Source organism: Pseudoclavibacter sp. AY1F1 (assembly GCF_002931075.1).
In the GTDB taxonomy this organism is placed as follows: domain Bacteria; phylum Actinomycetota; class Actinomycetes; order Actinomycetales; family Microbacteriaceae; genus Pseudoclavibacter.
In genome coordinates, this window is record NZ_PSTQ01000015.1 from 51,023 (window position 1) to 72,214 (window position 21,192).

At 68.5% G+C, this 21,192-nt stretch carries 18 protein-coding genes; 11 read left to right on the plus strand and 7 right to left on the minus strand.

Translation table 11 applies throughout. From position 1 onward, the window contains the following. The first annotated feature begins 147 nt into the window (after positions 1–147). Together C5B85_RS17030 and C5B85_RS17035 are read left to right on the plus strand one after the other, a co-directional pair. The gene (locus C5B85_RS17030) at positions 148–1,452 is read left to right on the plus strand and encodes an esterase family protein (RefSeq protein ID WP_258070870.1); all 1,305 of its coding nucleotides are present in this window, start codon (positions 148–150) and stop codon (positions 1,450–1,452) included. Positions 1,453–1,520: 68 nt separating this feature from the next. Continuing rightward, positions 1,521–1,904: a DUF805 domain-containing protein gene (locus tag C5B85_RS17035; RefSeq protein ID WP_104287237.1), complete on the plus strand. Its 384-nt coding sequence runs from the start codon at positions 1,521–1,523 to the stop codon at positions 1,902–1,904. Between the two features lie 813 nt (positions 1,905–2,717). Here C5B85_RS17035 and C5B85_RS17050 read toward each other — a convergent pair. From C5B85_RS17050 to C5B85_RS17060, 3 genes are all read right to left on the minus strand, one after another. After that, positions 2,718–3,542: a TspO/MBR family protein gene (locus C5B85_RS17050; protein WP_181064483.1), complete on the minus strand. Its 825-nt coding sequence runs from the start codon at positions 3,540–3,542 to the stop codon at positions 2,718–2,720. Positions 3,543–3,723: 181 nt separating this feature from the next. After that, complete coding sequence (locus C5B85_RS17055) at positions 3,724–4,248, minus strand: pyridoxamine 5'-phosphate oxidase family protein (protein WP_104287201.1); 525 nt, start codon at positions 4,246–4,248, stop codon at positions 3,724–3,726. A 216-nt stretch (positions 4,249–4,464) separates the two neighbouring features. After that, positions 4,465–5,490 (minus strand): NUDIX hydrolase, encoded by a 1,026-nt coding sequence (locus C5B85_RS17060; protein ID WP_258070871.1) that lies wholly within the window; start codon positions 5,488–5,490, stop codon positions 4,465–4,467. 185 nt (positions 5,491–5,675) lie between these two features. Between C5B85_RS17060 and C5B85_RS17065 the strand changes: the two genes are divergently transcribed. Continuing rightward, on the plus strand, positions 5,676–6,101 hold the full coding sequence (locus C5B85_RS17065; protein WP_146078005.1) for a hypothetical protein: 426 nt from the start codon (positions 5,676–5,678) through the stop codon (positions 6,099–6,101). A gap of 50 nt (positions 6,102–6,151) precedes the next feature. On the opposite strand, the gene helR is transcribed toward C5B85_RS17065, so the two are convergent. Both helR and C5B85_RS17075 read right to left on the minus strand, forming a co-directional pair. Further along, entirely contained in the window at positions 6,152–8,329 is a 2,178-nt protein-coding gene (helR, locus tag C5B85_RS17070) for an RNA polymerase recycling motor ATPase HelR (RefSeq protein WP_104287203.1), read from the minus strand. 148 nt (positions 8,330–8,477) lie between these two features. Continuing rightward, positions 8,478–9,617, minus strand: a complete 1,140-nt coding sequence (locus C5B85_RS17075; RefSeq protein WP_181064484.1) for an FUSC family protein — start codon at positions 9,615–9,617, stop codon at positions 8,478–8,480. 257 nt (positions 9,618–9,874) lie between these two features. Between C5B85_RS17075 and C5B85_RS17080 the strand changes: the two genes are divergently transcribed. The 4 genes from C5B85_RS17080 (at position 9,875) to C5B85_RS17095 (ending at position 13,823) form a co-directional block, all read left to right on the plus strand. Next, the gene (locus C5B85_RS17080; protein ID WP_104287205.1) at positions 9,875–10,891 is read left to right on the plus strand and encodes a siderophore ABC transporter substrate-binding protein; all 1,017 of its coding nucleotides are present in this window, start codon (positions 9,875–9,877) and stop codon (positions 10,889–10,891) included. Positions 10,892–11,012: 121 nt separating this feature from the next. After that, positions 11,013–12,026 (plus strand): ABC transporter permease, encoded by a 1,014-nt coding sequence (locus tag C5B85_RS17085; protein WP_104287206.1) that lies wholly within the window; start codon positions 11,013–11,015, stop codon positions 12,024–12,026. Beyond that, positions 12,019–13,068: an iron chelate uptake ABC transporter family permease subunit gene (locus C5B85_RS17090; protein ID WP_104287207.1), complete on the plus strand. Its 1,050-nt coding sequence runs from the start codon at positions 12,019–12,021 to the stop codon at positions 13,066–13,068. The genes C5B85_RS17085 and C5B85_RS17090 overlap by 8 nt, the downstream gene beginning before the upstream one ends. Next, a complete protein-coding gene (locus tag C5B85_RS17095) occupies positions 13,065–13,823 on the plus strand; it encodes an ABC transporter ATP-binding protein (protein ID WP_104287208.1) in 759 nt (252 codons plus the stop codon). The genes C5B85_RS17090 and C5B85_RS17095 overlap by 4 nt, the downstream gene beginning before the upstream one ends. A 48-nt stretch (positions 13,824–13,871) precedes the next feature. Here the strand turns inward: C5B85_RS17095 and C5B85_RS17100 are convergent, their stop codons facing one another. Then, on the minus strand, positions 13,872–14,585 hold the full coding sequence (locus tag C5B85_RS17100) for a glutamine amidotransferase (protein ID WP_104287209.1): 714 nt from the start codon (positions 14,583–14,585) through the stop codon (positions 13,872–13,874). A 78-nt stretch (positions 14,586–14,663) separates the two neighbouring features. Then, on the minus strand, positions 14,664–15,332 hold the full coding sequence (locus C5B85_RS17105) for a GntR family transcriptional regulator (RefSeq protein ID WP_104287210.1): 669 nt from the start codon (positions 15,330–15,332) through the stop codon (positions 14,664–14,666). Positions 15,333–15,513: 181 nt separating this feature from the next. Between C5B85_RS17105 and C5B85_RS17110 the strand changes: the two genes are divergently transcribed. Genes C5B85_RS17110 through C5B85_RS17125 form a run of 4 tightly spaced genes read left to right on the plus strand, consistent with a single transcriptional unit; the run spans position 15,514 to position 21,186 of the window. After that, positions 15,514–16,806, plus strand: a complete 1,293-nt coding sequence (locus C5B85_RS17110; RefSeq protein WP_104287211.1) for an NRAMP family divalent metal transporter — start codon at positions 15,514–15,516, stop codon at positions 16,804–16,806. Between the two features lie 28 nt (positions 16,807–16,834). Next, complete coding sequence (locus tag C5B85_RS17115) at positions 16,835–17,644, plus strand: LamB/YcsF family protein (RefSeq protein ID WP_104287212.1); 810 nt, start codon at positions 16,835–16,837, stop codon at positions 17,642–17,644. A gap of 9 nt (positions 17,645–17,653) precedes the next feature. After that, a complete protein-coding gene (locus C5B85_RS17120; RefSeq protein ID WP_104287213.1) occupies positions 17,654–19,414 on the plus strand; it encodes a 5-oxoprolinase/urea amidolyase family protein in 1,761 nt (586 codons plus the stop codon). After that, complete coding sequence (locus C5B85_RS17125) at positions 19,411–21,186, plus strand: biotin carboxylase N-terminal domain-containing protein (protein WP_258070872.1); 1,776 nt, start codon at positions 19,411–19,413, stop codon at positions 21,184–21,186. Before C5B85_RS17120 ends, C5B85_RS17125 begins: the two co-directional genes overlap by 4 nt. The last annotated feature ends 6 nt before the right edge of the window (positions 21,187–21,192 follow it).

Sequence of the window (21,192 nt, forward strand, 5' to 3'; positions counted from 1 at the left end):
CCGAAACCTCGCAGGCAAGCACCCCGCTCGCACGTGTAGCTTTCTCTCACCCCGTGTGAGAAGTTGAGTCAACCAGCGCCGCGAATCGCCGGAATTCCCCCTCACGCTTCGCCTGAAGGAGCACCCGATGTCGTTCCACGCACGCCCATGAGCGCCATCCTCGAGTTGACCATCATTGACTCGCCGGCGATGTGGATCATCTACCTCATCGCGGTCGCCTTCACGATCACTCTGCTGGTGCGGGTCCCGGATGCGAAGTGGTTCGTGCGCGCATCCATCGGCGTCATCGCCGGGGTACTCCTCGGCGCCCTCGTGTACTTCGCGAGCAACCTCCTCGACCTCTTTGGCGCCGACCTGCCGCCCGCGGCCGGCCTGTGGGCCGCCGCGACGCTCGGCGGGATCGGCCTCGCCATCGCATCCTTCAAGGAAGCAAAACCCTGGCGCCGCGTCGTCGCGGCCATCGCCATCGTCGTCTATCTGCTCGCCGGCGCAACCGGCATCAACGCCGCCTACGGGCTCAACCCCACGCTCGGATCGGTCTTCGGCGACGTGGAAGAGAGCAAGGTCGACCTGCCGAACTTCAACGCCGACAACCGACAGGCGCCAGCTCAGCCACTCGCGCAGACCTGGCAGCCGCCAGCCAACCTGCCATCGGCTGGCCAGCGCGGATCCCAGCCCATCCCCGGCACGACGTCTGGGTTCGTCGCCAGGGATGCCGGCGTCTACCTGCCACCGGCCGCCCTCGTCGAGAACGCCCCGGCGCTCCCCGTGGTCATCACGATGATGGGCTACCCGGGCAACCCAGACGGCACCATCATCAGCGACGTGCTCGACGAGTTCGCGGCCAAGAACAACGGCCTCGCGCCGATTGTCATCACCGCAGACCAGCTCGGCGCAGCCGGCGTCCAGGACCCGGCCTGCGCCGACTCCGCAAAGTACGGCAACGCAGAGACGTACATCACCACCGACGTCGTTAACTGGGCCAACGCCAACCTGAACGTCATCCAGGACCCGAAATACTGGACCATCGCCGGCTACTCCAACGGCGGCGGATGCGCAGCGAAGTACGGCGCGAAACACCCCGACATCTTCAAGAACGTCATCAGTATCTCCGGCGAAGAGTTCCCCGGATCCGAGGGCGTGGATGCCGCGACCGCCGACATCTACGGCGGCGACACAAGCGCGTTCGAAGCCTCCAAGCCCATCAACATCATGAAAGCAGCCCCCGCCGGCACCTACGTCGGCATGACCGCGATCTTCACCGCCGGCAGCGAAGACCCCACGTTCTCCGCCGCCGCAACCGCCGTGTCGCAAGCCACCGAGGCCGTCGGCATCAGCACCACCCTGTTCCTCGTCCAGGGCGCAGACCACGGCGGCGACGCCGTCAGCGGCGGCCTCACCGAGGCGTTCGAAGTGCTCTACCCGGTGCTGGGGTTGTCCTCGGGAAGCTGAGCGAGCAGCTGCTTCGAACTCGAGTCCGGGAGCAATCCGTGATGCGAGCCCTCATTACACTCGACACCGTGACCTTCTTCGAGTCGATCCGCACCGTCATCCGCAAGTACGCAGACTTCACCGGCACCGCGAGCAGGTCAGAGTTCTGGTGGTGGATGCTCTTCGACACCCTCGTGCTCGCCGCCCTCGGCTTTATCGACCCCACAACAGTTGGCGACAACGGAACCATCGGCGGCGGCGTGCTCGGAAGCGTGTGGAACGTGGCGACGCTGCTCCCCACGCTCGCCGTCCTCGTCCGACGCCTTCGCGACACGGGGCGCCGCTGGACCAACGTCTTCTGGCTCCTCGTGCCAGTCGCCGGGCTGATCATCATCACGCTGTATGCGATCGCGCCCGGACGTCCGGTTCGCGCGGACGCAGTCAGCGGCCCCGGCGAGCGACTCGCGCCGTAGCTCGTCACGCCGCGAGGCTTCGGCGGCGAAGAAGCACCAGAAAGAAGTGGTGGAGGACTCTGGAATCGCACCAGACAAGGCGTCTCAAGAACGCGTCCCCCAAGGCTTCTGAGTGTAGGCGCGCGACCACCGGTTGAGCAAGGGAACGACGAGACTCACCTAAAGTGCCCGCGTGCCGGTTCCGGTGCCTCACCTAAGAATGCCCGCGAAAGCGCGGACACCGTCGGTATGGGAGGCCTACTGTCGAGGACACTCGGCATGCTTCCTCCCGTCTGGTCCACGACCACAGCAGCAGAGAGCACAGGCTGCTGGAGGGCGAGATCAAGAATTCGCCCAGCAACGGCGTCCGACCGCAGTCCCGAAAGCAACGGCAACCATGTCACCTTGATGCCCTGCAGGTCCTCGATCAGACGATTCGAGTTGGCGACAGCAAGCTGCGCGGCTCCGATAAGCGCTTCCACGATCAGCATCGGATCGCACACTCTGTACGGGCCGAGTGCGGAGAAATGGGCGTCCCGCCTTCGAAGCAGCCCCGCAGACATAGGGATCACGCTGCGCCGCATGACGCGTTCATGGTTGAGCATCGCGTGCAACGAACCTCAGCAGGTCGTCCATCGCTGCCGGCACGCGATCATGGTGTGGCGGCACGAACTCCACCCCGTGAGGATGGAACCCGTAACGGCCACCGATCCACACCTGCTCAGCCCGATACCGGCCCGTCAAAGCGGGGACGTTTCCCAGGATCGCCGCCTGCATTTTGGGCCTATTGAGGTTTAGGCCCTAAACGCAAATAAGGAAGCGGTCTAGAAGCACTTAGGCGATAGCATCCGCACTCCTCGTCGCGCCCACACCCTTCGAAGGGTCAGCGCTGCGCCAGTCGATGGACTTCGCGAGCAGGCCGGTGACGGCGATGAGCACCGCGACCGCCAGGGCGACAACACCAACAAGCGTCGACTCGGGTGCATCCGAGAGCCGACCGAAGCCGACCCACGCGACGCCCCAGATGATCGCCGCCGAGACGGCCAAGTTCTTCCAGCGCCACACATAGAACGTCGCGAGACCGAGCACTGCAACGAGTGCCGCCACAGTGGAGACCTCGCCGAGCGTGCCCTCCGCCGCCACACCGGTCGAAACGATCGCGGCCCCGAGGTTCGCGAGCGTCGCAACCGACACCCAGCCGAGGTACAGACCGAACGTGGTGTCGACGGCGAGGCGCTCGCCCCAGTTCTCAGCGGGGTTCGCGGCGATGCGACTCACAAGCATGATGCAGACCGCAAGCAGCGCGACGATGACCCCGACACTCACCCAGATGAGGCCGAACTGGGTAACCAGCAACCACCCCGCGTTCAGGAGCATCGAAAGCGCAGCCAGCCAGCCCGTCGCGCGTGCCTTCGCAGAGGTCGCCTGCTTCGGCAGCCACTGCCAGATGACGTAGGCGAACAGGCCGATGTAGATGACCGACCAGATCGAGAATGCAGTACCGGCGGGGGCGATGAGCGTCGCATCGGCGGCAAGGTTGCCGCTCGACGACTGATTAACCTCCGTGCCGCCGAAGAGTCCCACTCCGAAGAGGGTCCCGACGACGCAGAGGATTCCGGAAACGGTCACGAACAGGCGGCGAAGCAGATCGGAGGACATGGAAAGAAGCTAAACGATCTAACTGAATGGGGCTTGGGTGTTGACATCCAAGCTCACCAGACTTCGACCTCACGCCCGCTTGCGGACGAACCCCAATTCTGGCGCGCCCCGTGGACAGACGCACGAGCGGCCCGGCCCCGCACAGACGGAATCGGGCCACTCGAGCTTGCTGGAGTTCGGGCTACAGCTCGACCTTGCCGTTGTCGCCCTCGATCGGCTCACCAGACACCTTCGACTTGATGAAGCTGAAGACCGTTGCGATGCGACCGCCCGGGGTGTCCCAGTACTCGCCTCCGCTCGCCGTGAACTTAAGCACGCCGACGTTCGGGTCCTCGGGCCCGTCCGGGAACCATGCCTCAGCCGCCGGGTTCCAGAGCTCGCGCAACTTCTCCGGCGCATCCACGACCCCGGCTGTGCCGGAGAGGGAGACCCACGAGTCGTTCGAGCTCAACGCCACCCCGGCGCGAGCATCGGCGACCAGGTTGCGGACCGTTGTCGAGTCGTTCTGGATGAGGAACCACAGGTCGCCGTCGAACTCCGCCTCTTGAATCGTGAGGGGATGCGCGACCAACGACCCGGAGCCCTCGATCGTCGTGAGCATGCCGAAACGGAACTCCTTCACGAGCTTCGCGATCTTCGCGACCTCGTCGGCGTGCGTCGCGTTCGAGTGCGTGCCGTGGCCGTCGTGCGTGGTGTGGTCAGTCATGTGTTGCTCCTGGGGGTCGGATCCTGCACGCTGAGGCGCCCTACAACGGGCGCTCCCGTATCCGGGACCCCGCGAACGTACGCACGGCGCATCCGAAACGCCCTCGTGTCGCCCGGGTGCCCGCCGTGCACTCCCCGCGCACCACCTGGGAGGATCGCCCGGGCTGACTGCGAGTGCCCGATGACCGCACGTGCTCGATGACTGCGACGGCCTGAACTACCGGCGTGCCCCGTAGCCGACCAGCTCACGGAGCCAAGCAACACCCCGCACACTCGCCCCAACCTCGGTGACTCGTTCACCGAGTTCTCGGTCGCTCGTAACGACCGTCACGGACTCCCCCAGAGCCAGCCGGCGGCGAGCCTCAGCGACGATTGCGTCGTCACCGGAGGCCGGGGCTCTGACGACGCTGACGGAAGCGTGCGCCGCCGATTCGCTGGCCGCTGGGCAGCGGGCATCCCGGGCGGCGCCCTCGACGACCACAGCGAACTCAGGGAACCAGCGGTCCCCGGCGAGACCGAGTTCTTCCGCGGAGATTCCCCCACCGGTCGCACTCGGCGCGGAGCTCGAGGGCGCGTCCGACGAGAAGTTGGAGCTCAAGGCGCGGGATGCGACGTCCGGCGACCCGGCCAGCGCGAACGCGTGCACCTTGGCCAGCAGCCGCTCGGCGGCCCCCACGCGGTCGCGCCACCAGCCGTCCGGCACCGAGCCGACGACGTTCCCACCGTCGACGATGATCGTGGGCCTTACCGCGAGCGCCGAGCGCAGCCCGGGCCAGCTCGCCGCGAAGCCGTGGTGCAGGGGAAGCGCGTCGACTTCGTCGATGGGCACCCAACGCAGCTCGAGGCTCTCGGCGTCGGCGATGACGGGGTCGAACGGGTCCGTCACGCGGGCCACCAGGGTCGTGTAGCGCCAGAAGCCGAGCTCGAGCACACTCGTGAACAAGGGGGCAACGGCGTCGGCGGGCACGCCTGCCTCCTCGGCCGCCTCGCGCAGCGCGCCGACGGCGGGCAGCTCACCTTCGTGCAGCGCCCCGCCAGGAATGCCCCAGGTTCCCCCGTGGTGGCTCCATTCCGCGCGGTGCTGCAGGAGGATGCCACGCTGAGGGTCGACGGCAACAAGTCCAGCGGCCCCGAACCGGCCCCAATAGCGCTGCCCGGTCTCCGAGTAGACCCAGGCGTCCCCCGGATCGCGCGGCCCATGCAGGCGTCGAGACACCTGGCTGCTCACGGGGGAAGTCGTCACCCCGCCAGCTTCACACGACGATGGCACCCTGCCAAGGGCCCGGGCCCATGGACGTAACAGATCGAGGGGTTGCCTCCTGGCGGTACCAGGCCGACTCTGTATGCACTCGGCCTGTGGATGCGCACCCCTCCACAGGCGTGGAACGTTCGCGTTCCTGCGCCGCTCACCGCGCGCAGACTCGTCGCATGACAGCGACACCAGCTCCGATGACCCAGCCCATTTCCACCGACAGCGAGGTCCTGCGCCACGTGACCGCCCTCGTCGGCCAGGCCTACCGACGCCAACTCTGGCTCATGTTCCTCGACTCGGACGACCACCCCCTCCCGGTGCTCATGCCGATCGAGGCGTACCCGCACCGACCCACCTACCCGCAGCTGGAGAAGATCGCGGCTGCGATCGCGGACATTATGGAGGATGTCGAGGCGGCGAGTGTCATCCTCACGTGGGAGCGGCCGGGGCCAGGCGATTCGACGCCGGATGAGCGGCTGTGGGCGGCGGCCCTCGGCATCGCGTGCGAGGTCAGGGAGCTCTCCGTGCGGGCACAGCTCCTCGCATCCCGGGAGGGCGTGCGCCTCTTCGAGAAAGTCGAGTACTTCGCCGTGGCGGCGTGAGCCCCGCCCCTGGAGGATCGGCCTGGACAGCGCGTCTGCCGCCCCGACTGTCAGTCGGAGGTCAGCACGACGAGCCGTTGCGTCGCCCTCGTCATGGCGACGTAGCGGTCGACCGCACCCTCGATGCCCGTTCCGAAGCCCTCCGGGTCGATGAGCACCACGAGGTCGAACTCGAGCCCCTTAGCCGTCTCGGGCGTGAGCGAGCGCACACGACCCCGGTTGTCGAAGCGGACCCCGGTGTTGCTGGTGTCACCGCCCACCGCCGTGATGACACACGCGATGCCCTCGAGGTTCTCGTCGAGCCAGGCATCCAGCACATCCTGGAGGTCGGCGACGCCGCCGTGCACAACGGGCATGCCGCTGCTGCGCACCGACACCGGCACATTCGCATCCGGAAGCGCCTCGAGGATGACGGGCGCCGCCTCGACCATGACCTCTTCGGGTGTGCGGTAGTTGATCGTGAGCTGGGCCACCTCAACCTTCGGCAGACCGATGCGTCGCAGCCGCTCCTCCCACGTCTCACGGAACCCGTGGCGCGCCTGCGCCCGGTCGCCGACGATCGTGAAGCTCCTCGAAGGGCACCTCACGAGCAGCATCGCCCACTCGGCGTCCGTGAGCTCCTGAGCCTCGTCGATGACCACGTGCGCGAACGGCCCAGCGAGCTCGTCAGAATCGACGGGCGGGAGGGAGTCCTCGTCGATGAGCGAGCGCTGCGCGTCCTCGACCCGCAGCATCGTGACCACACCCTCGCCATCGTCGTCACCCTCGATGAGGTTGTCGACCACGTGCGACATGTTCTCCTGCTGCGACGCCAGCGCCTCCGCCCGCCGTGCCCGCTGCCTGAACTCGTTCGGGTCACCCGTGAGTCGCCTCGCCGCGTCGATGAGCGGGAGGTCGGAGGTGGTCCAGGCGCGAGCATCCGCCCGCTGCAGCTGACGCACCTCGCCCGCACTCAACTCGGGGGCACACCACTGCAGGTACGCCGGCACCGACCACAGGTCGGCGATCACCGACGCCGGGTCAAGCAGCGGCCAGGCCTTCGCGAACGCCAGTCGCAGCCGCTCGTCTCGCAGCAGCGACGCGCGCACCGTGGACTCGGCGACCTCCGGCGAACGCTTGTCGACCAGCAGCCGAAGCACCTCCTCCCACACCTGCTCCCGCGCCTCGTTGTGCGTCAGCCCGGGCTCGTACGCCACGAACGCCTCAGCCCAGTCGGCCGCATCAAGGGTCAACTCCTGCGAGTCGGTGGTCGTCACCGTGAAGGGAGTCCGCGGCGGACGCTGGTGGTACCGCACAGCCTTTCCAACGGCGCGCACCAGATCAAGCGACGACTTCAAGCGGGCGACGGATGCATCGGCCTCGTCACGCGCCCTGGCCCCCTCCGGCAGCAGGTCGCGCAGCGTGCAGAGGTGCACGCTGTCCTCCCCGAGGCTCGGCAGCACGTTCGCAACGTAGTTCAGGTACGGACGACTCGGGCCCACGAACAGGACCCCGCCGCGCCCCTGCTTGAAGCGCGGGTCCGAGTAGAGCAGGAACGCCGTGCGGTGCAGCGCTACTACCGTCTTGCCGGTTCCCGGGCCACCGTCCACGACCAGCGCCCCACGCGAACTCGCCCGGATGATCGCATCCTGGTCTGCCTGGATCGTGCCCAGCACGTCACGCATCTCCCCAGAACGGGCCGTGCCGAGGCTCGCGATGAACGACGACTGATCATCAAGCGCCACCCGGCCGACCATGTCGCCAGGCACGAACACCTCGTCCCAATAGTCGACGACCCGCTCCACGTTCCAGCGGTAGCGACGCCGGCTCGCGAGGCCATGCGGACTTGCGTGCGTCGCCGCGAAGAACGGCTCAGCCGCCGGGACCCGCCAGTCGATCAGCAAACGACGCCCATCCTCGTCGGCAAGCCCGAACCGGCCCACGTACACGTCAGGCGAGCCGTCCGCCGGCGTCATACGACCCAGGCACGCATCAACCCCGAACCGCTCAAGCCCACGAAGCTGCCGCGAGAGGCGGTGGATGTCCGTATCCCGGTCGAGCGCCTGCTGACCTGCCCCACCGTCCGTGAGCCGCAACTCGTCGAGCCGCGACGCGAGCTCACGCTTCTGGCGCGACAGCGCGTCGGCGATCGCCGCGAACTGGTCGGCGTCCTCCCCCACAAGAGCGGGGTCCGACTTGAACGACAGATGCGGCGGCAGGGCAAAGACTTCAGCAGGAGGTGTCACGATCGCTCATTCTGGTCCCTCGACGGGGTCTTGCGGCAAGCCCCCCGGTGATCTATACCTTGAAAGAGGCAGGCAACCCCGAACGTGCGCACAATCCGGCGCCTCAACTCGGGCCCTCGCCTCGGCCCCGCGATGCTGGCACGCCCGCACGTCATCTGATTCCGACGCCCGGTTTCCCGGGCATGTCAGGCCCCGACCGCCGCGACCTCCGCGACCATGGGCGCCACTCGAGCACGACGGCGATCCCGATCGCGACCGCCACCCCGATGGCCGTCTCCACGCCCCGCTCCAGCAGCAGCTGCGCAGCCGAGACATCTCCGGCGAGGCGCCCCATGACAAGTACAAGCGGCGTCAGGAACAGCAGTCCGATCGTGTAGTTGCGCACGATGAAGAGCTCGACGCCGCCCTGCAGGGCGATCACGAGCAGCACCACAGCAAGCCCACTCGGTTCGAAGCCAAGCAGCACCGCCGCGACCCCGAGGCCAAGCACCGTGCCGACAAGTCGGTGCGTCGCCCGCAGCACGCGGTGGAACCCCGTCGCCGCCGAGAGCCCAGCAATCGCCGACACCATCGCCCAGTACGGATGACCGATGCCGATCAGCAGCGGGATCGCGCCAGCGATCAGCGTGCCGACCGCAAACATCGCCCCGCGACCCAGCGCCGTCGAACGCACCGGCCGGACCGACCTGATCGAGCCGGTCACGGGCGCAGCGCTCGCCACAGACGCAGCCTTCATACTCTCTCTTCGGGGTCGCGCCCTGTCGGCGAGCGCCCCGACCGCGCCGAACGCAAGCCCGAGCAGCAGCGACCAGACGGCGGTGAGCACGGCGACGCCGATCCCAGAGAGCAGCACCTGGCCATCCACCGCGAGGGCCGCGATGCCGGCGAGGGCGAAGATCTGGAACATCGGCCCAGGAGGCGCCCAGCGCACCAGGTCGCCGAAGAGCGACATGAGGAATGCCCACACTGCGGCGACGGGAAGCACAAGCCAGGCGCGATCGGGCGATAAGGCGATGAGCGCGCCCACGCCGACCGAGGCAAGCAGTGAGGCGGCCGCGATCGACTGCAGGCGGAGCCGACCGAAAGCGCCCAGCCCGCGGCCGTAGACGCTCGTGAATGCGCCGAAGACCGCGAAGATCGCAAGTCCCATGGAGTCGGTCGACCACAGCAGCACAAGCGGGGCCCCGATGGCGAGCGCCACTCTGAGCGCCACCCAGTGGTCCCGCCGGTATGGGCCCATCGTCGTGAGGTCGCGCCAACCGGGGATCATCTGGGGACGGGAAGCAGGCATTACTCCATTGTCTCGCGCGCGTCGGGCACTTCTCCCCCAACCGACCCCGGCCACGTCGGCGAACTTAAGATAGGCTGTCCTTACTCGAAGCCGAGTCATGCTGAGTGTTCAGCACGACCCGCTGGCTTGGCCCGTCCGCCCCCGAAGCGCCCGTGCGGCCCCTGCAACGGCTCCACATCCGTGCCCGAAAACGCGACCCGTGCCCGAAACACCACCTGTGCGCGAAACACAGCCCATCCCCGAACTGAGGATCCGCCATGCCCAAAACGCTCACCACCCCCACCAGGCGCACCGCCGCCCGCATCCAGGGAGCCGGCCTGCTCGCCATCTCGGCGCTCCTGCTCGCTGGATGCGCTCCCGCCGACTCTGCCCCGGCAGCCGACGCGGAAGCGACGACGGCAGCATCCGGAACCGTGACGATCACCGACAACCACGGCGAGATCGAGGTTCCCGTGAACCCCGAGCGCGTCGTCGCGCTCGACAACACCACGTTCCAGACGCTCAGCGACTGGGGCATCGAGGTCGTCGCTGCCCCCAAGCCGCTCATGGAGAGCGTCTGGCCGGACCTTGCGGGCGGCGACGAGGTGCTCGACGTCGGACTCCACCGTGAGCCGAACCTCGAGGCCGTCATCGAAGCTGAGCCCGACCTCATCATCGGCGGTTACCGATTCCAGGACTACTACGAAGACCTCAAGGCGATCCAGCCGACCACGATCGAGATCAACGCCCGCGACGGCGAAGAGGCGACCAGCGAACTGAAGCGCCAGGTCGAGATCCTCGGCCAGATCTTCGACAAGGAAGAAGAAGCCGCCGAGACGATCGCCGCCTTCGACACCGCCATCGCCGACGCCAAGAGCGCCTACGACGGCACCGACACGGTGGTCGGACTCATCACGTCCGGCGGCGAGATCGCCTACGCGGCACCGGGTGAGGGCCGCGGCGTCGGCCAGCTCTTCCCCACAATCGGCCTCACCCCGGCCATTGACCAGGCCGCTGAAGACGCCTCCCACGGCGACGACATCAGCGTCGAGGCCATCGCGCAAGCCAACCCCGAGTGGATGATCGTGCTCGACCGCGACGCCGGCACCGGCGAAGAGGGCGCGACGGCAGCCGCCGACCTCATCGCGGGCGCTGAGGCACTCCAGAACGTGCCAGCCGTGCAGAAGAACCAGATCGTCTACCTCGACCCGACGTTCTACCTCGACGAGGGCATCCAGGCCTACACCGGCCTCTACGCCGACGTCGCCGCCGCGTTCGCCGGAGCCAACAACTAGGCAGCGCACCCGTTTCGTGCCCCGCCGCTCGGAAGGCGCCCCCACGTCGTCCGGGCAGCGGGGCACGACGCACTGACGCACTACCCCCGCATCCAGCCCGCCAGCCCACGACAGCGAGCGAATGACAGCCACAGCCCCACCGCCAGCGACACCGGCGCCCCGCGCGGCGAACGCGCCGCGCGTGCCCCTCCTCAACCGCAAGGGCGCACTGCCCGTCGGCATCGCCGTCGTCCTCGGCCTCGCCGTGCTCTCGCTCTTCGTGGGCGCCTACGACATCGCAGGCAACGAGTTCGGTGGCGAGATGATCTGGATCTCCCGCGTCCCCCGCACCGTCTCCCTTGTGCTGGCGGGATGCGCCATGAGCGTCTCGGGGCTCATCCTGCAGCTCCTCACCCAGAACCGGTTCGTCGAGCCGACCACGACGGGCACCACCGAGTGGTCAGCCCTCGGCCTCCTCGTGAGCTACATCGTCGTCCCGGCAGCCGGCCTCACGACCCGCATGGTGATGGCCAGCGCCTCCGCCTTCATCGGCACCATGGTCTTCCTCGCCGTGCTGCGCCGAGTCGCTCTCCGCTCGGCCCTCATCGTGCCCCTCATCGGCATCATGCTCGGCGCCGTCGTCTCCGCCTTCACCACCTGGCTCGCGATCGAGACGAACTACCTGCAGATGCTCGGCACCTGGTTCATGGGCAGCTTCACGAGCGTCGTCCGCGGCCGATACGAAGTGCTGTGGATCGTGGCCATCATCGTCGTCATCGCCTACTTCGTCGCCGACCGCTTCACCGTCGCCGGACTCGGCAAGGACATCGCCACCAACTTCGGCGTCAACTACAACCTCGTCATGTTCGTCGGTACTGCCCTCGTCGCCGTCGCCACCGGCGTCACGACCGTCGTCGTCGGATTCCTGCCGTTCCTCGGGCTCATCGTGCCGAACCTCGTCTCCATGGCCCGCGGTGACAACCTCAGGTCGAACCTGCCGTGGGTGTGCGTGCTGGGCGTCGGCATCATCATCGTGTGCGACATCATCGGCCGCGTCATCCGCATGCCGTTCGAGCTGCCCGTCTCGATGATCCTCGGCATGGTCGGCGCCGCCGTCTTCATCTCCCTCCTGCTCCGGATGCGGCGCGATGGCTGACACCGTGCCCCGCCTCCCGAGATCCAATGCCCGCCGCGTCGGCGACAAGCTCAGCGACGCGTCCAAACCCGCTCGGCCGCCCCGCCTCTGGCTGCGCTTCAGCATCCTCGGTGCCCTCGTCGTGCTCTCCGCCGTCGGCGTCCTCACCTACGACATCGCCATGGAGCCGGGCAGCCGCGGCTTCTGGCTCGCCGTCAACCTGCGCGTCGTCACGGTCGCGACCGTCATCGTCGTCGCCGCCTGTCAGGCTGTCGCGACCGTGCTGTTCCACACAGCGACCGGCAACCGCATCCTGACCCCCTCGATCATGGGGTTCGACGCCATCTACGTCGTCTTCCAGACGGCCCTCGTGTTCTTCCTCGGCGGCGCGGCCCTCGCCTCGACCGACGGCCTCCCCAAGGTGTTCCTGCAGAGCTTCCTCATGGTGGGCTTCGCGACCGTGCTCTACACGTGGCTCTTCTCGGGCAAGCGCGGCAACCTGCACATCATGCTGCTCATCGGCGTCGTCTTCGGCGTGGGCTTCGGCTCGCTCTCCACGTTCATGCAGCGGCTTCTCACGCCGAGCGAGTTCGACGTGCTCTCGGCGAAGCTCTTCGGTAATCTCAGCAACTCGAACCCCGAGTATCTGCCGTGGGCGGCGCTCATCATCGCCGTCGTACTCGCCTTCATCTGGCGAACAAGGAACACCCTCGATGTGCTCGCCCTCGGGCGCGACACCGCCGTCAACCTCGGCGTCGCCTACAAGCGCAAGGTCACGGTGCTCCTCATCCTGACGGCCGTGCTCATCTCCATCTCGACGACCCTCGTCGGACCCATGACGTTCTTCGGGTTCATCGTCGCGACCCTCGCCTACCAGCTGACCGGCTCCTCGCAGCACAAGCACGTCATCCCGTTCGCGATGCTCCTCGGCATGCTCACCCTGCTCGGCGGATACTTCGTGCTGCGCCACGTCTTCTACGCGGCCGGCACCCTCTCGATCATCATCGAGTTCGTCGGCGGACTGTTCTTCATCATCTACCTGTTGCGAAAGGGCGCCCTGTGATCTCGCTCTCGAACGTCACCAAGACCTACGGCAAGTCGACCGTGCTCGGACCCGTCACCCTCGACATCCCCGCGGGCGGCATCACTGCCCTCGTCGGGCCGAATGGTGCCGGCAAGTCGACGCTCCTCACGATCGTCGGCAGGCTGACGGATGCGAGCACCGGCACGGTCACGGTCGGCGGCCACGACGTGACGAAGGCGAAGAGCCGCGACCTCGCGAAGGTCGTCTCGATCCTCCGCCAGGAGAACCACTTCGTCACGCGCCTCACGGTGCGGGAGCTTGTCGGCTTCGGCCGCTTCCCCCACTCGCAGGGGCGGCTCACCGCAGACGATAAGCAGCACATCGACCGGGCCATCGAGTTCCTCGACCTCACGGCCCTCGAGAACCGCTACCTCGACCAGCTCTCCGGCGGGCAGCGGCAGCGCGCCTACGTCGCCATGGTGCTCGCGCAGGACACCGATTACATTCTCCTCGACGAGCCCCTCAACAACCTCGACATGAAACACGCCGTCGCCATGATGGGCCAGTTGCGCCGGGCAGCGGATGAGCTCGGCAAGACGTTCGTCATCGTGATCCACGACATCAACTTCGCTGCCGCCTACGCCGACAACATCATCGCCCTCACCGACGGGCAGCTCGCGCACTCCGGCAGCCCGAAGGACCTCATGACCACCGAGACCCTCGAGCACGTCTTTGGCACGCCAATCGAGGTGCGCCACGACGGCGACTACCCGCTCGCCGTCTATTACCGGTAGCAGGCACTGTTGGGCGCTCGGTCGGGGCTCGCTGCGACGCGGAGCTCGCTACGCCTCGAGGCCGTCGAGCCAGGCGCCGACGACCCGGCGCGCGGCGACAGTGAGGCGCGGCGCGAGTGCGGCGGCGTCTGCCCGGATCTCTCGCGGGTCGAGCTCGTGGATCGCCAGCTCGTAGGCGTTCGCGATGAGCCACGTCTCCACCATCTGCGGGTCGACCTCGAGGTGGAACTGCAAGCCGAGCAGATTCGGGCCGGCGGCGAACGCCTGGTTCGGGAAGCCGGGGGTCTCCGCGAGACGCTGAGCACCGGCCGGGATCTCGAACTGATCGCCGTGCCAGTGCAGCACCGGCACGTCTCGCAGCCCCTCGAGCACCGAGCCAGCGCCATCCTCAGTGAGCGTCAGCGGCGAGAATCCGATCTCGACCAGCCCGGTCGGTGCGACGTCTGCGCCCATGGCGGCCGCCATGAGCTGGGCCCCCAGACACACGCCGAGCGTCGGTCGCTTCGCCTCGACCCGCGCCGCGATCGCCGCGATCTCCGGCGTCAGGAACGGGTACCGCTCCGCATCCCCCACACCGATCGGCCCGCCGAGCACCACCACGAGGTCGGCCGCGACGAGCTCCTCGACCGTGTCCCCGACCGAGAAGTCATGCTCCCCGGCCTCCAGGTAGCGGATGCTGTACCCGCGATCCGTGAGTAGGTCACGAAGCAGGCCGAGGTCTTCGAAGACGACGTGGCGGATGACAAGCGCGGTGAGAGACACGGCGGGCTCTTTCGGGTTGGGTGCGACTCGAGGCGACGAGTCGGGCGTGGGTTCAGGTCGTCGGGTCAGGTCGTCGGGTCAGAGAGTCGGGGCCGGGGCGATGCGTGCGTACGCGGCGAGCACGGTGCGCTCCGACCTCACGAGGTACTCGTCGAGCGACTCCGCTGCCCCATCCGTGTCGCCGGCAAGGTGCAGCGTGAGCACGCGCTGGTTGAGGTCGATGTACGGGGCGTGCAGGTACTCGAGGTCATCGAGGAATCCGAACGCGAGCCGCAGCTCGGCCGAGACATTGGCGTAGACACGGTCGAGGCGCTCGCTGTCCGCGAGCGCGACGATCGCCGTGTGGAAGTCCATGTTGGCGGTGCCGACCGCGGCCCAGTCTCCGGCTTCCCGGCCCGCGACGGCGCGCTCGACAGCCTCGCGCATCCGCGCGCCTGCCGGGTGCCGTCCGGGGGCGGCTTTCAGGGCCTGCACCTCGATCATGCGACGCACCCGGTAGATGTCGAGGATCGAGGCCAGCGAGGGGATCGCGACGAAGACGCCAGCGTTCGGCCGCCTCGTCAGGAGGCGCTCGAGCGTCAGCATGCGGAAGGCCTCGCGGAGCGTGTTGCGGGAGACGTCGAGGCGCTCCGTCATCGAGCTCTCTGAGAGCCGCTCGCCCGGGGAGACCTCGCCCGCGACGATCATCTGGCGGAGGCTCGAGGCCGCCCGCTCGGCCCTGTCGAGGGTCTCGTCGGCTGCGTTCACGCTTCGAACTCTACCGGCGGGCGTCCATGCGCGCTCGAGCCGCTGGTTCCCTGAAACACCCCCGATACATCTTGTAACAAGACATTTACTCGCCTATCGTTGAACAATCTGTTGCTCAGCGTTGAACAACCGTAGGGTTACGGCAATCACTCGCTGCTCCCCTACTGAACTGGAACGAGTTATGTCCTCCACACCTCCTCCCGCATCATCGGCGTCATCCCAAGCCGGCTCCTCTCCCTCCGACGAGGCGAGCACTCCCGAGAAGCTCAAGCACTACGCGAAGGCTCGCCGCAATTCCCTCATCGGCGCCCTCTTCCTCATGGCCACCTCGGCCATCGGCCCCGGCTTCATTACGCAGACCGCGACCTTCACGCAGCAGCTCGGCGCGGCCTTCGCGTTCGGCATCCTCGTCTCGGTGCTCATCGACCTCGCCGTGCAGCTCAACATCTGGCGCATGATCACCCTCTCGGGCAAGCGTGCGAGCGATCTCGCGAACGACGCACTGCCGGGCAGCGGCTACGTGCTCGCGGTCCTCATCGTGATCGGCGGGCTTGTCTTCAACATCGGGAACATCGGCGGCGCGGGGCTCGGCCTCAACGTGCTGCTGGGGCTCGACGTGAAGGTCGGCGCCGTCATCAGCGCCGCCATCGCGATCGCGATCTTCCTCATCAAGCGCGCCGGAATCGTGATGGACCGCGTCGTGATCGTCGCGGGACTCGCCATGATCGTGCTCACGGTCATCGTCGCGATCGTCGCGCAGCCGCCCATCGGCGACGCGCTCCGCCAGACGATCCTCCCCGACACGATCAACTTCGCAACCATCACGACGATCGTCGGCGGCACTGTCGGCGGCTACATCGTCTACTCGGGAGCGCACAAGCTGCTCGACTCCGGCAACGCCGGCCCGGAGCACATCAAGCAGGTCAACCGTGCGGCCGTGACCGGCATCGTCATCACCGGCATCATGCGCTACGTGCTGTTCCTCGCCATCCTGGGCGTCGTCGCGAGCGGCGTTGTGCTCGACACGACCCTCAACCCCGCCGCCGACGCCTTCCAGGCTGCTGCCGGCGAGGCCGGCTTCCGCATCTTCGGAGCCATCTTCTGGCTCGCGGCCCTCACGAGCATCATCGGCGCCGCGTACACGTCGGTGTCGTTCCTCCCGGTCTTCTCGCGGCGCATCGCGGGCCGCGTCGCCGACTTCTGGACCGTCGGCTTCATCGTCTTCTCGCTCGCCGTCTACCTCTCCATCGGCACCCCGCCGGCAACACTGCTCGTCTTCGTCGGCGGCTTCAACGGCCTCATCCTGCCGATCGGTCTCACCCTGTTCATGTACATCGGCTGGTTCCGCCCGTCGAAGCTGGGCGGCGCGAAGTACCCGAAGTGGCTGCTGATCATCGGCACGCTTGCGACCCTCATCACCTGGTACATGGCCGTCAACGCGGTCGGACCGATCTTCGAGCTCCTCAACACCTGACCCTGGCCCCGAGTGAAAGGCTGACCACATGAACTCACGCTCCATCGACCTCAACAGCGACCTCGGCGAGGGCTTCGGCCGCTGGACCCTCGGCGACGACCAGGAGATGCTCGGCGTCGTCACGAGCGCCAACGTCGCCTGCGGCTTCCACGCCGGCGACCCGCGCGCCATCCGCTCCACCGTTCGGGGGGCAGCGGATGCGGGCGTCGCGATCGGCGCGCACGTCGGCTACCGCGACCTGGCTGGCTTCGGGCGCCGCAACATCGACGTCGCCTCCGACGACCTCGTGGCCGACGTCATCTACCAGATCGGTGCGCTCCAGGCACTTGCGGCCGCCGAGGGGACCAGCGTCAGCTACGTGAAGCCGCACGGCGCCCTCTACAACACGATCGTGCACGACGAGCGCCAGGCCGCCGACGTCGTCGAGGCCGTGCACCTCGTCGACCCGAGCCTCGTGCTCCTCGGCATGCCGGGCTCGGCCGTGCTGCGCCTCGCGGGCGAGGCGGGCATCCCCACCGCGATCGAGGCGTTCGCCGACCGCGCGTACACCCCGCAGGGCACCCTCGTGTCCCGGCGCGAGCCGGGCGCCGTGCTGCACGACGTCAATGAGGTCGCGAAGCGCATGGTGCGCCTCGCGACCGAGGGCCTCCTCGAGGCCATCGACGGGAGCACCCTCGAGTTGCGGGCCGACTCCATCTGCGTGCACGGCGACAGCCCGGGGGCCACCGACATGGCCAGGCAGGTGCGGCTCGCGCTCACCGAGGCTGGCGTCGAGCTGCGCCCGTTCGCGCCCGGTCCCAGGACCGCGGCCGCCACCTCCGCAACCGCTAGGAGCTGAGCCCACCCCATGAGAGTCCTCACCGCCCGCGACGACGCCGTCCTCATCGAGTGCGACAGCCTCGACGAGACGATCGCGCTCTTCGACGCCATGACCGCCCTGCGCATCCCCGGGGTCGGCGAGATGGTGCCGGGTGCCCGCACCCTGCTTGTCCCGTTCCGGCCAGCCCGGGTCACCGCCGAGGAGATCGAGGCCGCCGCCAGGGGCGCCGACCTCAGTGGCGTTCGCGCAGGAGAACCGCGGCGCCTCGAGATCCCGACGCGGTACGACGGTGAGGACCTCACGGAGGTCGCCGAGCTCCTCGGCATCTCCGCCGACGAAGTTGTGCGCCGGCACACGAACTCGACCTTCACTGTCGGGTTCGTGGGCTTCGCGCCCGGCTTCGCCTACCTGACGGGCGACGACCCGGTGCTCGACGTGCCCCGCCGGTCAACCCCGCGCACGCGCATCCCGGCAGGCTCCGTCGCCCTCGCCGGCACCTACAGCGGCGTCTACCCCCGCGAGAGCCCCGGCGGCTGGCAGCTCATCGGCACCACCGACGTCGCCATGTGGGACCTCGACCGCGACCCCGCCGCCTTCATGGCTCCGGGCGACGTCGTCACGTTCAGTGTCGACGCCGCGACCACGCGGGCACGCTCAACCGTGAGCGCGACCAGCATCGTGACCTCGACGGACAGCGTGACCTCGGCGGACAGCGTGACATCCGCGGCCCCAGTGACACAGACGGACCCCGTGACACCGGCGGACGCAGACGCGCCCCGATCTGCCGAGCCTGCGCATCCCGAACTTCCAGCCCCACGCGCCGCGACGTCCGCGATCGAGGTGCTCTCCCCCGGCCTGCAGACGCTCTTCCAGGACCTGGGACGCGACGGCTACGCGAGCATGGGCGTCTCGGCCTCCGGGGCACTGGATGCGCCCGCCCACCGGCAGGCGAACCGCCTCGTTGGCAACGCCCCTGACGCAGCCACGCTCGAAGTCGCCTACGGGGGCTTGAACATTCGGGCCCGCGGCCCGCAGGTCGTGGCCGTCACGGGTGCTGAGGTCGAGCTGACCGTGAGCGGCGCCCTCCCCCGCCGGGTGGCCTTCGGCGCGGCGTTCGCCCTCGATGACGGCGACGAGCTCCGACTCGGCTCCCCCCGGGCTGGTGTCCGCAGCTACGTCGCCGTGCGCGGCGGTTTCGATGCCCCGCCCGTCCTCGAGAGCCTCGCCACTGACCTGCTCGCGGGCCTCGGCCCCGACGCGATCACGGCAGGAGACATGCTCGGCGTGCGCCTCCCGGATGTCCCGCTCTCGCCGGCGATCTCCGTCGCCGATGAGGCTCCGCGGGACTTGCCATCCGCATCCGGCAACACCGTCGAGCTGCGCATCGTGCTCGGCCCGCGCGACGACTGGTTCTCCGCCGAGGAGATCGCCCGCTTCACGAGCCAGGAGTGGCAGGTGACGCCGCAGTCGAACCGCGTCGGCGTCCGCCTCGACGGCGAGGCCCTCACACGCAGCCAGAGTGGAGAGCTGCCAAGCGAGGGATGCGTCAGCGGCGCACTGCAGATGCCCCCGAACGGGCAGCCAGTGCTCTTCCTCGCCGACCACCCGCTCACCGGGGGCTACCCAGTGATCGGCGCCGTCGTCAGCACCGATCTGGCCCTCGCCGGTCAGCTGCCGGTCGGCTCCAAGGTGCGCTTCCGCATCGTCGATCCGCGCACCCACCAACCACGCACCCACAAACCACGCACCCAGAGCTCACGCACCCAGACACCAGGAGAACTCCGATGACCCGCATCAGCAAGGTCCTCATCGCGAACCGCGGCGAGATCGCCGTGCGCGTCGCCCGCGCTTGCGCCGACTACGGGGTCGCCGCCGTCGCCGTCTACGCCGACTCCGACGCCGACGCCCTGCACGTGCGCCTCGCCGACGACGCCGTTCCTCTCGAGGGCGCCACGTCGCGGGAGACCTACCTCGACGCTGACAAGCTCCTGGCCGCCGCCGCCGCGACGGGTGCAGACGCCATCCACCCCGGCTACGGCTTCCTCTCCGAGAACGCCGACTTCGCGCGGGCCGTCGAGGCCGCCGGACTCGTGTGGATCGGCCCGACGCCAGAGGCCATCGAGCTCCTCGGCGACAAGATCTCCGCCCGACGCCTCGCAGAAAAGGTCGGAGCGCCCCTCGTCGCCGGCACGAGCGGGCCCGTCGACTCTCCCGCCGAGGCCAGCGCCTTCGCCGAAGAGCACGGCCTCCCCATCGCGATCAAGGCCGCGTTCGGTGGCGGCGGCCGCGGACTCCGCGTCGCCCGCCGCCTCGACGAGGTCGAGGAGCTCTTCGCGGCAGCGGGCCGCGAGGCCGTCGCCGCGTTCGGCCGCGGCGAGTGCTTCGTCGAGCAGTTCCTCGAGTCTCCGCGTCACATCGAGGCGCAGGTCCTCGCCGACACCCACGGCAACGTGGTCGTCGTCGGCACGCGCGACTGCTCCTTGCAGCGCCGCAACCAGAAGCTCGTCGAGGAAGCTCCCGCGCCGTTCCTGACCGCAGAGCAGCGGGAGCGCATCCACACCTCCGCGCGCGACATCTGCGCGGCCGCCGGTTACCGCAGCGCCGGCACCGTCGAGTTCCTCCTCGACGCGAACGGCGTCATCTCCTTCCTCGAGGTCAACACGCGCCTCCAGGTCGAGCACCCCGTCACCGAGGAGACCGCCGGCGTCGACCTCGTCGTCGGCCAACTCCGCATCGCCGACGGGCTCGCCATCGAGGCAGCCGAGTTCGAGCCGCGCGGGCACGCCTTCGAGTTCCGCATCAACGCTGAGGACCCGGCCCGCGGCTTCCTGCCGGGGCCAGGCACGATCTCGCTGTTCCGGGCGCCATCTGGTCCCGGCGTGCGCATCGACACGGGCGTCGAGACGGGCTCGGTGGTCTCCGGCCAGTTCGACTCGATGCTCGCGAAGCTCATCGTCACGGGAGCCACCCGTGAGGAGGCCCTGCGCCGTGCACGCCGCGCGCTCGCCGAGTTCGAGGTCGAAGGCGTGCCAACCGTGCTGCCCTTCCACCGCGCCGTGCTCGACGACCCCGACTTCATCGGCGGCAAAGGCCCCGACGGAAAACCCGGCTTCGGCGTGCACACCCAGTGGATCGAGACGACCTTCGCCGAGCGGGTGCCGGAACAGGCCCTCGCCGTCGAGGCCGCAGACCCCTCCGTCGTCTCGACCTGGATCGAGCTCGACGGGCGACGGGTCGCCATGCGCCTCCCCGCCACCCTCTTCGCGGCGGGCGGCGCTCCTGGCGCTGCGACGACGACCGGTGCAGCAGGCTCTGCAGGGGCAGCGGATGCTGGCAGCGGTTCCGGCTCGTCGGTCACAGCCCCCATGGCGGGCACGCTCCTGCGCTGGCTCGTCGATGACGGCGCCGAGGTCGAGGCTGGCACCGCTGTCGCGGTGGTCGAGGCCATGAAGATGGAGACGCCCGTGCAGGTCAAGGCGGCAGGCGTGCTTCGCCAGCGCGCCGATGCGGGCAGTCCGATCGCCACCGGTGACGTGCTCGCGGAGGTCGAGTCGAGCTGATCGGCT